Origin of the sequence: Bradyrhizobium sp. CCBAU 11361 (genome assembly GCF_028128935.1) — a bacterium.
Classification (GTDB): Bacteria; Pseudomonadota; Alphaproteobacteria; order Rhizobiales; family Xanthobacteraceae; genus Bradyrhizobium; species Bradyrhizobium niftali.
The window spans coordinates 286,757-301,704 of sequence record NZ_LBJZ01000008.1 but is presented as its reverse complement, the minus strand read 5'-3'; the positions used below and the strand labels follow the sequence as shown (position 1 = coordinate 301,704).

The following is a 14,948-nucleotide window of genomic DNA, read 5'->3' as shown; positions in this document are numbered from 1 at the left end:
AACAATCCTAACGGCCCCGGTCGCGCTGCGCTACCTAACCGCCGCGGACACGCCCCGCGTCCGCCGGAGGACGCATCCATGGACCTCAACCGCCGTCATCTCATTGGAGCCTCGACCGCCGGCATCGCCGGCGCGCTGGCCATGCCGGCCGATGCTGCGCGCGCGGCGCCGCTGACATCGCTGCTCGGCCGCGATGCCACGCAATATGGTGTGCGGCCCGGCAGCAGCGAGGACCAGACCCGCGCACTTCAGCGCGCCATCGACGAGGCCGCGCGGGCGCAGATGCCGCTGGCGCTGCCGCCAGGCGTCTACCGCAGCGGATTGCTGCGGCTGCCGAACGGTGCACAACTGATCGGCGTACGCGGCGCGACGAAATTCGTCTTCACCGGCGGCGCCTCGGCGATCCAGAGCGACGGCTCCGATGCGATCGGCCTTTCCGGCATCACCTTCGACGGCGCCGGCATCCTGCTGCCGACGCGGCGCGGACTGATCCACGTCCTCGGCGGCCGCGACGTCCGCGTCACCGATTGCGAGATCACCGGCTCCGGCGGCAGCGGCATCTGGCTCGAGCAGGTGTCCGGCGATATCTCCGGCAACATCTTCACCAACATCGCGGTGACGGCCGTCGTCTCGTTCGACGCCAGAGGCCTCAGCGTCGCCCGCAACACCATCATCGGCACCAACGACAACGGCATCGAGATCCTGCGTAGCGCGATCGGCGATGACGGCACGCTGGTCGCAGACAACCGCATCGAGGACATCAAGGCCGGCCCGGGCGGCTCCGGCCAGTACGGCAACGCCATCAACGCCTTCCGCGCCGGCAATGTGATCGTGCGCGGCAACCGCATCAAGAATTGCGACTACTCCGCGGTGCGCGGCAATTCCGCCTCCAACATCCACATATCAGGCAACAGCGTCAGCGACGTGCGCGAGGTCGCGCTCTATTCCGAGTTCGCGTTCGAGGCGGCCGTGATCGCCAACAATACGGTGGACGGCGCCGCCGTCGGCGTCTCCGTCTGCAATTTCAACGAGGGCGGCCGCATTGCGGTGGTCCAGGGCAACATCATCCGCAACCTGATCCCGAAGCGGCCGATCGGCACCGCGCCCGACGACGATGCCGGCGTCGGCATCTACATCGAGGCGGATACCTCGGTGACCGGCAACGTGATCGAGAATGCGCCGTCCTACGGCATCGTCGCCGGCTGGGGCAAATACCTGCGCGACGTCGCGATTACCGGCAACGTGATCCGCAAGGCGCTGGCCGGAATCGGCGTCTCCGTGGTGCCGGGCGCCGGTACCGCGCTCGTCAACAACAACATGATCTCGGAGACGCCGCGCGGCGCCGTGGTCGGGCTCGATCACGCGCGCGCGGTGACGTCGGATCTGTCGGCGGACGGCGCACAGCGCTTTGCGCAGGTGGTGATCGGCGGGAATGCGGTGCGGCGGTAGGCGCGCGGTTGGCAAATGGGGCCATTCATCCTTCGAGGCTCCCTCTTGCGGTGCGTTGCAGCGCATGCCTCGCGCCTCAGGATGAGGGGTTTGAAAAGGCGCGGCCGCCTTCTCACCCTTCCCCTTAGAACGCGTTCCGCAGCAGCGGGTATTTCGCTTCGATGCCGTCGAGGCTGAGGGTGAATTCGACGACGCGCTCGGGGGCGGCGACGATTTCGTCCGCCGGGGGCGAGAATTGCTGCAGCAGCGTTGCCACCGCGGCAGGCGCCTTCACTGCAGGCGCGGCAACCGATGCTATTGCAGCGGGCTCGGCGAGCGGCGACCTCACAGGAGGCGCGGTGCGCGGCGCCAACGCAGCAGGCGCTGCGGACGGCGGCCTCACGACAGGTACCGTCAGCGGCGCCCTCGCCGCGGGAGCCTTGAGCGGGGGGACGGCGGCGGGTGCAGTGAACGATGCCATCGCAGCGGGCGCCGCGAGCGGTGCGCTGGGAGCGAGCGGCGCGAGCGGCGCCTCGGTCACCTCGGCGAGAACATTCGGCGTCGGGGCGAGCTTGACCGGCACGGCGGTCTCGGGGGCGATGTGGACGGCCTTCGGCTGCAACATCTTGGGCTGCACGGTCTGCGCCTGCTGCTCACGCGGAAACACGCGGGGCATCGTCGCCGGCGACCAGCCGAATGCGGAGGTGACGCTTGCGGCCGCCGCGGCGACGTCCCCGCCGGTGGCGATGGCGCGCCAGGTCTGGACGGCGCGCTTGGCTTCCTGGATGTTTTCGAGGAATGCGATCTCGGAATGATAGCGGCGCCAGCGTCCGGTCTCGAACATTTCGGAGAGATGCTCGAGCCGCTGTTCGGCGAGAGCGCACCAGCGTGCCGCGATCTCACGGCTACCGGCCGCGCCGCGAACAAACTCGCGAACAGACTCTTGGCGATGTGTCATGATCCAGCCCGTCAGGAGAAAAATACGGACGCGGGGACGCAACGCACACGAATCAATTTAGACGCGACATGAATATTTTGTGGAAAAGTTTTGACTTGTCCAGCAACGACACTTCGTTCGTCGCGAAATACCGTAGTCGCGCGGAGATTTGCTGTGTTTTCGAGTCAAGCTTCGCACAAGCATAGCGGGCGTGCGGGATGCCGGCCGACCGATGGCGATGAACGCAAACGCGACCATTCAACCGGAAGCTGATCTCAAATACGGCTTCAAGGAATCGGATGCCCGAAAAGAAAAGACCCGTCCGGGGGGACAACCGGACGGGTCGAGCCATATGGGCGCTTGGGGTGGATGGGCGCTCGCGCCTGATATGACTGATGGGGAGGGATGACCGCTCCCACTTAATTTGGTCGTGGCAACCGGCCGAACGTTCAATGCGGCGTTCGATTATTTAACCTTCGGCCCGCGCGCAAAGTTGCCGCAGCGCCTATCGCCGCACCGGCCTATCCGCCTGAGAAATCGTGGATTTATCATCCGTGCTCGACAGCGAGGGCTGCTCGATCGCCCGAATGCCGGGCTCGTCGCGACGTGGCTGCCCATCTTCACGTTTTGTTGTACCGGACGCAGCCGCCACCGGCGTCGAGCTGTTGGCGGGAACGGCCATGACCGCGGCAAACGCATCGGCCTCGCCGTCGCCGAACAGATCATCACGCCCGGGTGAGCCGAGATCGCGCGCGGTCTTCGCAAGCGTCATGCGCAGCGCTTCCGGCTTGAGCGCGTAGTTGCGCTCGAGCAGCAGCGCCGCGACGCCGGAGACATAGGCCGCCGAGAACGAGGTTCCCGACGTCATCTGGTATTTGCCCTCGGGCGCCGGCAGGAAGATGTCGACGCCGGGCGCCGCCAGCGCGATGTAGTTGCCGCGGTTGGAGGCGGTGAACAGCTTGTCCTGCTGGTCGGTCGCGCTGACCGCAATCACGTTGGGATTGGCGGCGGGATAGAGCGGCGGCGATTTCGCACCCGCATTGCCGGCGGCCGCGATCAGCACGAGGCCGCGCGCGGCGGTCGCCGCGATGGCCCGCTCGATCACGGCATCCTTCGGACCGGCAAAGCTCATATTGACGATCTGCGCGCCATGCTCGGCGGCGTAGTTCAGCGAGCGCAGGATGATATAGGACGAGCTCTCGGCGCCGCCCGTGGTGCCGCCGAAGGCGCGGATCGCGATGATGCGCGCCTCGGGCGCGCTGCCCATCAGCCGGGCATGCGCCACGATCGCCCCGGCGATGCCGGTGCCGTGAATATGCGGGCCCTCGGCGCTGCCGAGCGCATCGAAATTGTCGGCGATGGAATTGGCGAGCTCGGGATGCTTGGCGTCGATGCCGGAGTCGATCACCGCAACCGTCACGTTGGCGCCGTGCGCCAGCGTGTGCGCCTGCGGAAGGCGGAGCTTTGCCAGCACGTATTGCGCCGGATCGCCCTCGGTCGGCACGGAGGATTTCTGGTCCTGGAGCACGTAGCGGAAGTTGGGCTGGACCGAGCGCACGCTGCCGTCGGCGGCGAACTCGCGCCGCACCGTCTCGGCGGGACGGCCGTCGGTGATGCGAAACAGGCCGAAGGTCGCCCCGATCAGCGGGAAGTTCTCGGACGCGATGCGCGCGAGGCCGTGGCGACGCGCGAGCTGGTCGGCTTCGGCCACCGACAGTGCGCCGTCGATCTCGGCGACGAATTCGCCTGCGAAGATGCGCTGGTTCAGCGCAACGGGCGTGTTGTTGCCGCGCCCCTTGCCCGCGCTCTTCTTGCCGGACTTGCCGGCGCCGTCACCGCCTGCATTTGGCTGCGCCAGGCATTCGCCGTCGGCGTCGCGGTAGGGTGCCGTGCAGGACGGATGGAGGTTCGGCGAGTAGCGCGCATAAGGCAGCACCGGCGCCGCCGGCCCCATCCGGGGCGAAGGAATACGCGCAGTCGTCATCGTGCGCGGGCCGCGATCGATGCTCACCGCCCGCGCAGCGACGCTGGGAGAGATGGTCGGCGTGCGCGAGGGGACGCTGATCGTGGGCGTGCGCATGATCGCCTGCGCCTGCGCGACCTCGACGCCGAGACAGGCGGCGAGCAGCAGCGCGGCTCCTACGGACGAAGCATAGGCCACGGCTCGCAACTTACTCTCGGACTTGCGCGTCATCGGTTCAGCGGCGCCTTACGGCGCCGCGACGGCGAGGTTGACGACCTTCTCGCGCTGCATCCTGCCGAGCAGCGAGGCGAGCTCGTCCTGGCTCATTGCCTTGTCGAACTGGAGGCGGAACATGCCGCCCTTGGCATCCCCGATGATCGAGGCCTGGTAGCTGTCGAGCAGCGCCGTGATCTCGGCGACCCGCGCCTCGGGCGTGAAGCGCACCAGCGCGCGCGCCGGTGCAACCGCAGTCCCAAGCTCGCGCGTGATCGGCGCGCTGGTCGAAAGCGAGGCGGTCTGGAAGGTCGTGGGCTGGGTCTTCATCAGCACCGCCCCGATGATGCCGGCCTGAAGCACGAGCGCGACGGCACCGAGGCTCCCCGACCAGGCCAGCGTCCGCGGCGACAGGCTCGCGAAGAAGGTCGAGATGCGCGCCGACAGCGGCAGCGATCCGGTTGCACGCGCCGGCTCGACGTCGATCGCGGTGAACAGCTTCTGCATCGCGCGTGCCGACGGAGCACCCAGGCTCTCGTTCAGATGGATGGTCTCTTCGTACTCGCCGCGGATCGCGGCATATTGCTTGGCGAGCTCGGGATCACGCGCCAGCGCTTCCTCGACGCGGCGTGCGTCGCGCGCGTTCAGCGTGCCGGCCGCGTGCCACGGCAGAAGCAGTTCAATCTCACTGGGCTCTTGCTCCAGCATCTTCTTGCTCAAAGCCATCATGGCCAGCCTCGCTCAACGCCGGCTGCCTTCAGCAGTTCGGCCAGTTTCTTGCGCGCATAGAACAAGCGCGTCTTCACAGTGTTCTCCGGTATCCCGACGATTTCGGCCACCTCTTCCACGGACTTCTCGTGGTAGTAGACAAGATCGACGATTTCCCGGTGTTCCGGCGAGAGGCCCGTCAGACACTCCCGCAAGGCTTGACTGGTATCCTTCTTCTGCACCACCGTTTCCGGATCGTCGGACGTATCCTCGATCGCGTTCGCGGCGTCTTCGTCCAACTCAAAATCCTTCCTGCGCCGGAGCGCCGAGAGGGCCTTGAATCGGGTAATGGCCAGCAGCCAGGTGGAAACTGCGGATCGCCCCTCGAACTTGCCGGCTTGACGCCAGACGTCGAGAAACACCTCGCTGATGAGGTCTTCCGCCGCCTGCTCGTCCCGTACAAGCCTTAGGCCGAACCTGTAGACCCTGACATGGTGCCGCCCGTACAGCACCTGCATGGCAAGCCGGTCACCCTGAGCGATCCTGGCGATGAGGATCTCGTCCGAAGCCGCCTGTGTCACGCTCAAAGGCCGTCTCGCAAGGTTGGTCGGGTCGATGCAGCGGACGGTTCGACGGCAGGCGCAAAATTGTTCAACCTACCGCAGTCATACGGGAGCTTGTGTAATCTACCCCACATACGCGGATTTTTCCTGCCCCGCCCGTGCGGATTGGCCGTTTCGATCCAGATAGGTAACATAATACTGCAACACTTCCCTGCGGAATGCCTGCTCAGGCACGAATGGGCCGACCAAGTTCGGTTCCATAGCAGTCCTGCACGACGTATGTCTCACGAAGCCCTGCTTTGGCTCGACCGCACTGCAAACGATGCCTAATCGCCGGCAAATTTCCCCTGCGACCGACACCACCCTGTTTTGCGTTGCACGGTTCGGATTCGTTTTCAAAGGATACCAAACCTAAAGGCTTGCCACGTAGATTTTTGGGCTGACATCCACCATTGGCGGAACCATGAACACGGCCGCGACGTCCCTTCCCGAGAGGAATGCCGCTGAGGTCGCGGAGCTCGTTCTCGCGCCCGAGGCGGCGGCGCCCGAAGTCCGGGCGCGCCGGGCCCGGCAGCGCCGCCAGATGTATATCGGCCAGGTGGCGAGCTACTCGCTCGGCGCCTCCGTCCTGATGATCTACGCCTATGACGGCGCGATCTCGGTCGACATTGCCTCGCTGTTCTGGTTCGGCGGCCTCCTGATCATCGGCACGTTCACCGTGCTGTCGGAAGCCGGCGTCGGTGACAGATTCACCGACCACTATCTCACCGTGTTCCAGATCTCGGCGCATATGGCGCTGCAATTCGTGTTCCTGCTGTCGGTCCCGACCATCGGCATCGCCTTCATCTGCGTGCTGTTCCTGATCTTCGCCTTCGGCACGCTGCGCATGACCTCGGCGCAGGCGATGATCACCTGGACGCTCGCGGCCATCGGCCTTGCCGCCGTCTTCCTCGCCTCCGACCTGCCGATCGGCATGCCCGTTGCAACGCGGCTCCAGCGGACCGCCTCGATGCTGTGCTTCGTGCTGGTGATCGGCCAGTGCGCCTTCCTCGGCCTGTTCGGCGCCACGCTGCGCAAGATCCTGTACCAGCGCAGCATCGAGCTGAAGGCTGCCTATCAGCGCATCGAGGAGCTGGCCGAGCTCGACGAGCTGACCGGTTCCTACAACCGCCGCTGCATCATGCGGCTGCTCGACACCGAGATGGAGAAGTCGCGGCGGGCATCGACACCTTGCGCGATCGCGCTGATCGATCTCGACTGGTTCAAGCGCATCAACGATGCCCACGGCCATCCCGTCGGCGACGAGGTGCTGCGCACCTTCTCGATCACCATCTTCGCCAACATCCGCCCGGCCGATTGCTTCGGCCGCTACGGCGGCGAGGAATTCCTGCTGTTGCTGCCGGACACCGATGGCGAGGCCGCCTCGCGCATGCTCGAGCGCTTGCGCAGCATCGTCGCCGATCTCGACTGGAGCGCATTCTCCCTGGGCATGCGCGTGACGATTTCCGCGGGCGTCGTGACGCTGCGCGACGTTGATACTGCCGACACGATTCTCGCGCGCGCCGACAGCGCGCTCTATTCCGCCAAGGCGCAAGGGCGCAACCGTATTGCAACGAGCTGACCAATCCATTTTCTCCGACGCGTGAGAAGCCGCCGCCGGACCGAACGCTCCAGGACAGGGCAATGATATCCAGATCCGCCAGACCATCCGAGAACCTGCTCGAGGAATTGCAGGCTGCGCTCTCGCACGGCACCGTTGCGCGCCGGGTCGAGACGTTACGCCGCGTCACCGATCTATTCGTGGGCAATGCCGTGGATTACTCCGACGACCACATCCGCGTGTTCGACGACGTGTTCCAGTGCCTGATCGAACAGATCGAGACCTCGGCCAGGACGCTGCTCGCCGACCGCCTCGCACCGATCGCGGCGGCACCGCCGAAGATCATCCGCACGCTCGCGCTCGACGAGGTCATCGAGGTCGCCGGCCCGGTGCTGTCGAAATCGGAACGGCTGGACGAGGCGACCCTGATCGAGATCGCGCGCACGCGGAGCCAGGCGCATCTGAAGGCGATCTCGCTGCGCCGGGTGCTGTCGGAGGCGCTGACCGACCTACTGGTGACGCGCGGCAACGAGGACGTGGTGCAATCGACCGTCAGCAATCCCGGCGCGCAGCTTTCCGAGGTCAGTCTCACCGACCTCGTCACGCGAGCCGAGCGCGACGACGACCTCGCCACCTGCATCGGCCTGCGGCCCGACCTGCCGCGCCATCACTACCTCAGGCTGGTCGCAAAGGCGTCGCTGAGCGTGCGCAGGAAGCTCGAGGCCGCGCATCCGGAGCTCGCGGACGAGGTGTCGAGCGTGGTCCAGGAAGCGGCCCAGCGGGTCCGCGCCGCGGCCATGACCAGGCAGACCGAGCTGGCGCGCGCGCTGGTGAAGTCGCTCTACGAGGACGGCCGCCTCAACGAGGTCCAGGTCGCCGCCTTCGCAGACCAGGGCAAGTTCGACGAGACCAATGCGGGGCTTGCGGCGCTCGCGGGCGTCGCGGTCGAGACCGCCGAGAACATGATGATCGAGAGCCGCACCGAGGGCGTGATGATCCTCGCCAAGGTCGCGGGCATGTCGTGGGCGAGCGTGCGCGCAATCATCGCCATGCGCGAAAAGCTCTCGGGCGATTCGCAGACCGACATGCTGACGCTGCGCGATACCTACGAGGCCCTGCGCTCATCGACCGCGCAGCAGGTGCTGCGTTTCCACCGCATGCAGCACAGCACGACGCCGGCGGCCTAATACCGCAACACCCTCGCCCCGAGCAGCGCCCCGATCGCGGCTACCAGCGCGGTCGCGAGCGTGTACCAGGTCGCGACGAACAGCGGCGAGTCATCGGTGCAGTGCGAGGCATAGAGCGTCGCAGCGAGCCCGGCGGACACCAGGCCTGCGAGCGCACCGGCGAGCGCGGGGTGCGATGGCGCACCGTGGCGCAGGCCGAACAGCGCCCCCGCCAGCAGCGGCAGCGACATCGCGGGGATCGCCAGCAGGCAAACCCTGGAGTTCTTGCCCATCAGCCGCATCGTCATCGGCATGGCCGGCGCCATCATCGCCTCGCCGCCGATCGCGACCGCAAGAAGGCCGACGGGAAGCAGCAGCAGCCAGCCCCAGCCGCGCAGCAAGGCCTCGGGCCGCGACAGATGCAGGCTGACGATGATCGCGGGGATCGCGAGCGACAGCGTCACCGCGAACTTCATGTCGAAGAACGGGTTGTGCATGGCGCTCATCACGTCGCTCCGCACGCCGAGGAACGTCGCGAAGATCAGGATCGACAGGGGCGCGGCGACCAGCAGCGCCATGGTGAGCACGGTGCCAACGCGCGGGGCGCGATGGGCGTTGTCGGCCGCGAGCGAGCGAATGAGTTGATCGGTATCCATGACTAGTCGTCCCGCAGTTTGGCCGTGAGCGCCGCAAGTCCGCGATGCAAAGCGACCCGCACGGCGCCCTCGCTCATCGAATACTTTGCCGCCGTGTCCTTGATCGACGCGCTGTCGACCGCGATCGACTGCAACACGTCGCGCTGGCGCTGCGGCAGCGTATTGAGCTGCGCTGTGACTTCGCCCGCCGACGCCGTCTCCTGCGGCGTTTCGCCCGGCAGGGTCTCGGCGAAATCATCGATGTTGACGAAGACCCGCCGGCCCCGCCGTCTTAGCGCATCGATCAGCTTGTTGCGGGCGATCGCGAACAGCCAGGGTGCGAAGGGGGCTTCGCTGTCCCAGGTGTGCCGCTTCAGATGCACCGCCAACAGAATCTCCTGCACGATATCCTCGGCCTGGTCGGGAGGCTGGCCGGCCCGCGCCAGCCCGCGCCTCGCAGCAGCGCGCAGCACCGGCGTGACCGCCTTCAACAGGCGATGATACGCCGCATCATCGCCTGCCAGGGCCGACCGCATCAGGCCGGTCCATTCGTCCTCACGTCCGCGCACGCGCGCCCTCACCATGCAATTCGGCCGCACTTTCAATTTGTTACGCCGGCACCCGCATGATCACGAAGTCGTGATCGATGCCATGCCACCGTCCAATGCGGCCGCGGAAATCTGCGACGGCTCATAACACCGATCGATCCCGTCCGCATCCGGCGGCCAGCCCCGAAGGGGCGGCTTGCCCCGTTTTTGCCCGGTCTAGCCCGAAGATTCCCATTTTTTGCCCCGCTGTCGTCACGCCACGGCGTCTCTGTTCGGTCCGGGCATGGGTGGATTGGGGAGATCGTCAACATGATGAAAGCCAGCGGGCGCGCTGCCCTGATTCTTATGGCCGGGCTTTTCCTGCTGTTCGGAGGCGCTGCACAGGCGGCACCGAGTTCGGCTGCGAGCAGCAAATCGGACAGCGCGGGCAAACAGGCTGATGCAGTCCAGCCGAGCAAGCACAAGCGCCACGATGCTCGCCGCACCAGCAGCAAGACGGCGCAGAAGTCCACCGACGACAAGGCCAGCAAGACGGACGCCGCCGCCAAGACCGACGAGGCCAAGGCTGACAACAAGGCTGACAGCAAGGCCGGTGGCGACGTGCCGGCCTCGGGCCAGATGCCGCCGGAAGTCGCCAACGCCAATGCGCAGCTCGCCGCCGCCGATACGCCGCCCGCGGCTGCGGCCTCCGCGATGACGGGCCGCGCCAACGACAACGTCCAGGCAGCGGCCGATAATACCGCCGCCCCGAATGCCGACAGCCAGGTGGTGGCGCCCGACCAGCTCAACGATCTCGACCGCGCCCTGCAACAGGACAGCCCTCCGACGCAGAAGCAGAACGCGGTGATCGCCGCAACCGACGCGCAGCCGCGACCCGCGCCGGTGATGGCGAGCAGCCACCAGAGCACGGCCTGGGACCAGAGCTCCCTGATCGGCAAGATCTTCATCGGCGTCGGCACGCTGCTGACGCTGGCCTCCGCCGCGCGGATGTTCATGGCCTGATTTCTTGGGCCTGGTTTTCTTGGCCTGACCTTTTGGCCCGACGGACCTCGTCCGGGACGCGCAGTTTGCTGCGCGTTCCGGGCGGCCTTGTTCCAGCAGCTTTTCAGGCCCCCTTGAAGCCCACCGCGGCAGCGGGCACATTGCCCGCCCAATCAAACGCGTGGGTGGAGCATGAGCACGTTCGAACACATCATCGTGGAAAGCAAAGGCGCGGTCGGCATCATCAAGCTGAACCGGCCGAAGATGCTCAATGCACTCTCCTTCGGCGTCTTCCGCGAGATTGCAGCCGCGGTCGACGATCTCGAGGGCGACGATGCCATCGGCTGCATCGTCGTGACCGGCAGCGAGAAAGCCTTTGCCGCCGGCGCCGACATCAAGGAGATGCAGCCGAAGGGCTTCATCGACATGTTCTCCGAGGATTTCGCCGCGATCGGCGGCGACCGCGTCGCGCGCTGCCGCAAGCCGACCATCGCCGCGGTCGCAGGCTACGCGCTCGGCGGCGGCTGCGAGCTCGCCATGATGTGCGATTTCATCATCGCCGCCGACACCGCCAAGTTCGGCCAGCCCGAAATCACGCTCGGCACCATTCCCGGCATCGGCGGCACCCAGCGCCTGACCCGCGCCATCGGCAAGTCCAAGGCGATGGACCTCTGCCTCACCGGTCGCATGATGGATGCGGCGGAGGCCGAACGCAGCGGCCTCGTCAGCCGCATCGTGCCCGCCGACAAGCTCATGGACGAAGTCATGGCCGCCGCCGAGAAGATCGCCTCGATGTCGCGCCCCGCCGTCGCCATGGCCAAGGAAGCGGTGAACCGCGCGTTCGAGACCACGCTTGCCGAGGGCATGAGCGTCGAGCGCAACCTGTTCCACTCGACCTTCGCGCTGGAAGACCGCTCCGAGGGCATGGCGGCGTTCATCGAGAAGCGCAAGCCGGTGAACAAAAACCGGTAACGCCGGCAAACGGTAAGGCCGGTGTAAGACTCCGCCGCTTCCCCGCACAACCCCTGTGACGCACCTGCAACAAGCACGGAATACATGGGGGTTTTCCCCGCGGCAGTTTGCCTGCGGGACCCCGGCTGGTTAAACAGCTAAGAGGCCACCGTCGGCGGGGGCGGACAGCCGGGGTTAGCGGGATTACATGATTGGGCGAGCCGCCAGAGCTGGTCGCGTGATGACGCGGCATCGATCGGGCGCGGGTCCTGTGCTTGCGACATGGACCACGCTGGCGCTGTGTTGCGCCCTCTCCTCCGCTGCATGGGCCGAAGCCCTGCCGGAAGCGCTCGCCAAGGCCTACCAGACCAACCCGCAGCTCAATGCCGAGCGCGCGCGGCAGCGCGCGACCGACGAGAACGTGCCGCAGGCGCTGGCCGGCTACCGGCCGCAGATCGTGGCAAGCCTCAGCGCCGGCCTGCAATCGGTGCGCAATCTGCTGCCCGACAACACCATCCAGACCGCCAATCTGAAGCCGTGGGTGATCGGCGTCACGGTGACGCAGACCCTGTTCAACGGGTTCCGCACCGCCAACAACGTGCGGGCCGCCGAACTCCAGGTCCAGTCGGGCCGCGAGGCGCTGCGCAATGTAGGCCAGGGCGTGCTGCTCGACGCCGTCACCGCGTACACCAACGTGCTGGCCAACCAGTCGCTGGTCGAGGCGCAGCGCTCCAACGTCGCCTTCCTGCGCGAGACGCTCGCCGTCACCCAGCGCCGCCTCAACGCCGGCGACGTCACGCCGACCGACTCCGCGCAGGCCGAAGCCCGTCTCAACCGCGGCCTTGCCGATCTCAACGCCGCCGAAGTCGCGCTCGCCGTGAGCCAGGCGATGTACGCGCAGGTGATCGGCAATGCGCCGTCGCAGCTCCGGCCCGCCGAGGTCGTCGATCGCTACCTGCCGAAGAGCCGCGAAGACGCGATGACGATGGCGATCCGCCAGCACCCGGCGGTGATGGCCGCAAGTTTCGACGTCGATGTCGCCTCCACCAACATCCGCGTCGCCGAAGGCGCGCTGCTGCCGAGCGCCAGCATCCAGGGCAGCGCCAGCAAAAGCCGCAACAACGACCCGACACTCGGCACCTTCGCAGAGGACCAGGCTTCAATCGTCGCCAACGTCACCGCGCCGATCTATGATGGCGGCCAGGCAGCCGCGCAGACGCGGCAGGCCAAGGAGATCACCGCTCAGAGCCGGCTCGTGCTCGACCAGGTGCGCAATCAGGCCCGCACCGCAGCGGTCAGTGCCTGGGTTGCCAATGAAGGCGCCAAGATCGCAGTGTCGGCCTCCGAGTCCGAAGTGAAGGCGGCGACCGTCGCGCTCCAGGGCGTGCAGCGCGAGGCCGCCGGCGGACAGCGCACCACGGTGGACGTGCTGAACTCGCAGGCCGATCTGATCCAGGCCAAGGCGCGCCTGATCGGGGCGCTGCGCGACCGCGTGATCGCCTCCTACACGCTGCTCAGCGCCGTCGGCCATCTCGACGTCAAGACCTTGAGCCTGAACACGCCGGACTACCTGCCCGAAGTGCACTACCAGCAGGTCCGCGACGCCTGGCACGGCCTGCGCACGCCGTCGGGGCAGTGATTCCAGATCTTCTGGGCTGGTGCTGATGAAAAGCCGCCGCATCCATCTGATGGGAGCTTCGGGCTCCGGCGTGACGACGCTCGGTCGCGCGCTCGCCGGGCGGCTTGCGCTTCCGCATCACGACAGCGACGACTATTTCTGGCTGCCGACCGCGCCGCCCTACCAGACGACGCGCCCCGCCGCAGAGCGCCTGCGCCTGATGCGCGAGATGTTTCTGCCGCGTCTCGATTGGGTGCTGAGCGGAACCGTCACCGGCTGGGGCAACGAGCTCGTCCCGTTCTTCGATCTTGTCGTCTTTGTGACGACGCCGCGCGAGCTTCGCTTGCAGCGCCTGCGTGGCCGCGAGGCTGCGCATTTCGGAGCTGATGCCGTCGCACAGGGCGGCTGGCGTCATGAGGAGACGGAGTCGTTCGTCGAATGGGCCTCGCGCTACGAAGCCGGCGATCGCGAGGGCCGCAGTCTCACAAAAGATGAGGCCTGGCTCGCGGGCCTGCCCTGCCCGGTCGTGCGCATCGACGGCTCACGCCCGCTTGCGGATCTTGTCGAGCAGCTATGCAGCGAAGCGGAGCGGCTACCCGGCTGATGTGATATTGTTTCGGTCCCACCTCCAAATAACGAAGCAGGGAGACAACCATGCTCAACCGACGCAGCGTCCTGCTTGCCTCACTTGCCGCCGGAGTAGCCATGACCAGCAAAGCCCACGCCCGCGCGTCGCAGCCCGCGACGCCGGTCAATTTCGACGTTCCGGCGCATGCCTGCGACTGCCACACCCACATCCATGGCGATGTCGAAAAGTTTCCGTTCTTCGCAGGACGGGTCTATACGCCTGAGCCGGCAAGCCCTGAAGAAATGGCCGCTCTGCACAAGGCGCTGCATATCGAGCGCGTGGTGATCGTGACGCCGAGCGTCTATGGCACCGACAACTCCTCCTCTCTGTTCGGCATGAAGGCGCGTGGCGGAACCGCGCGCGGGGTCGCCGTGATCGACGACGAGACGACGGAAGCCCAGCTCGACGCGATGCAGCAGGACGGCTTCCGCGGCATTCGCATCAACCTTGCGACCGGCGGCGTCAGCGATCCCAATGTCGGCCGGGCCCGCTTCACAGCGGCCGTGGAGCGCATGAAGGCGCGCGGCTGGCACGTGCAGCTCTACACCACGCTGCCGATGATCTCGGCAATCAAGGACCTGGTGCTGGCCGCGCCCGTGCCCGCGGTGTTCGATCATTTCGGCGGCCTCGAGGCTTCGCTCGGGCTGGAGCAGCCGGGATTTGCGGACCTGGTCGCGCTCGTCAAATCCGGCAAGGCCTATGTGAAGATCTCCGGCGCCTATCGCTCGTCAAAGCTCGCGCCTGATTATCAGGACATGGCGCCCTATGCGCGCGCGCTGATCGCGGCCAATCCGGATCGCATCGTCTGGGGCACCGACTGGCCGCATCCGGATTCGAGCCGCGTCGAGGGACGGAAAGCCATCGACATCGCGCCGCTCTACCAGATCGACGACGGTCGTTTGCTCAACCAGCTCCCGGTGTGGGCACCGGATGCGGATGTGCGCAAGAAGATCCTGGTCGACAATCCGGCGCGGCTCTACGGATTCTGAGTCGCGACGGCCGCCCGCGA

The 14,948-nt window shown here is 66.6% G+C and carries 14 protein-coding genes; 8 read left to right on the top strand and 6 right to left on the bottom strand.

Going from position 1 to position 14,948, the window contains the following annotated elements; genetic code table 11:
* The first annotated feature begins 78 nt into the window (after positions 1-78).
* Positions 79-1,449 (top strand): TIGR03808 family TAT-translocated repetitive protein, encoded by a 1,371-nt coding sequence (locus tag XI08_RS05005; protein WP_271573593.1) that lies wholly within the window; start codon positions 79-81, stop codon positions 1,447-1,449.
* Positions 1,450-1,573: 124 nt separating this feature from the next.
* Here the strand turns inward: XI08_RS05005 and XI08_RS05000 are convergent, their stop codons facing one another.
* From XI08_RS05000 to XI08_RS04985, 4 genes are all read right to left on the bottom strand, one after another.
* Positions 1,574-2,386, bottom strand: a complete 813-nt coding sequence (locus XI08_RS05000; protein ID WP_271573592.1) for a TIGR03809 family protein — start codon at positions 2,384-2,386, stop codon at positions 1,574-1,576.
* 484 nt (positions 2,387-2,870) lie between these two features.
* Entirely contained in the window at positions 2,871-4,559 is a 1,689-nt protein-coding gene (locus tag XI08_RS04995; protein ID WP_271573591.1) for a S8 family serine peptidase, read from the bottom strand.
* A 15-nt stretch (positions 4,560-4,574) separates the two neighbouring features.
* Complete coding sequence (locus XI08_RS04990; protein WP_135172515.1) at positions 4,575-5,270, bottom strand: hypothetical protein; 696 nt, start codon at positions 5,268-5,270, stop codon at positions 4,575-4,577.
* Positions 5,267-5,836 (bottom strand): sigma-70 family RNA polymerase sigma factor, encoded by a 570-nt coding sequence (locus tag XI08_RS04985; RefSeq protein ID WP_027544139.1) that lies wholly within the window; start codon positions 5,834-5,836, stop codon positions 5,267-5,269. Before XI08_RS04985 ends, XI08_RS04990 begins: the two co-directional genes overlap by 4 nt.
* A gap of 439 nt (positions 5,837-6,275) precedes the next feature.
* Here XI08_RS04985 and XI08_RS04980 point away from each other — a divergent pair, with 439 nt between their 5' ends.
* Both XI08_RS04980 and XI08_RS04975 read left to right on the top strand, forming a co-directional pair.
* Positions 6,276-7,433 carry a GGDEF domain-containing protein gene (locus XI08_RS04980; protein WP_271573590.1) on the top strand — a complete coding sequence of 386 codons (1,158 nt, stop codon included), beginning with the start codon at positions 6,276-6,278 and terminating at the stop codon, positions 7,431-7,433.
* Between the two features lie 62 nt (positions 7,434-7,495).
* Positions 7,496-8,599 (top strand): DUF2336 domain-containing protein, encoded by a 1,104-nt coding sequence (locus XI08_RS04975; RefSeq protein WP_271573589.1) that lies wholly within the window; start codon positions 7,496-7,498, stop codon positions 8,597-8,599.
* On the opposite strand, the gene XI08_RS04970 is transcribed toward XI08_RS04975, so the two are convergent.
* Entirely contained in the window at positions 8,596-9,234 is a 639-nt protein-coding gene (locus XI08_RS04970; protein ID WP_271573588.1) for a DUF1109 domain-containing protein, read from the bottom strand. The two genes, XI08_RS04975 and XI08_RS04970, sit on opposite strands and share 4 nt — an antisense overlap.
* Positions 9,235-9,236: 2 nt before the next feature.
* The gene (locus XI08_RS04965) at positions 9,237-9,782 is read right to left on the bottom strand and encodes a sigma-70 family RNA polymerase sigma factor (RefSeq protein WP_271573587.1); all 546 of its coding nucleotides are present in this window, start codon (positions 9,780-9,782) and stop codon (positions 9,237-9,239) included.
* Between the two features lie 288 nt (positions 9,783-10,070).
* Here XI08_RS04965 and XI08_RS04960 point away from each other — a divergent pair, with 288 nt between their 5' ends.
* From XI08_RS04960 to XI08_RS04940, 5 genes are all read left to right on the top strand, one after another.
* Positions 10,071-10,763: a hypothetical protein gene (locus tag XI08_RS04960; protein WP_271573586.1), complete on the top strand. Its 693-nt coding sequence runs from the start codon at positions 10,071-10,073 to the stop codon at positions 10,761-10,763.
* A gap of 171 nt (positions 10,764-10,934) precedes the next feature.
* Positions 10,935-11,714: an enoyl-CoA hydratase gene (locus tag XI08_RS04955; protein ID WP_271570167.1), complete on the top strand. Its 780-nt coding sequence runs from the start codon at positions 10,935-10,937 to the stop codon at positions 11,712-11,714.
* Positions 11,715-11,901: 187 nt separating this feature from the next.
* Positions 11,902-13,332, top strand: coding sequence for a TolC family outer membrane protein (locus tag XI08_RS04950; protein WP_271573585.1), 1,431 nt, complete (start codon positions 11,902-11,904; stop codon positions 13,330-13,332).
* Between the two features lie 25 nt (positions 13,333-13,357).
* The gene (locus XI08_RS04945; RefSeq protein WP_271573584.1) at positions 13,358-13,915 is read left to right on the top strand and encodes a hypothetical protein; all 558 of its coding nucleotides are present in this window, start codon (positions 13,358-13,360) and stop codon (positions 13,913-13,915) included.
* A 50-nt stretch (positions 13,916-13,965) separates the two neighbouring features.
* Positions 13,966-14,928 (top strand): amidohydrolase family protein, encoded by a 963-nt coding sequence (locus tag XI08_RS04940; protein WP_271573583.1) that lies wholly within the window; start codon positions 13,966-13,968, stop codon positions 14,926-14,928.
* The last annotated feature ends 20 nt before the right edge of the window (positions 14,929-14,948 follow it).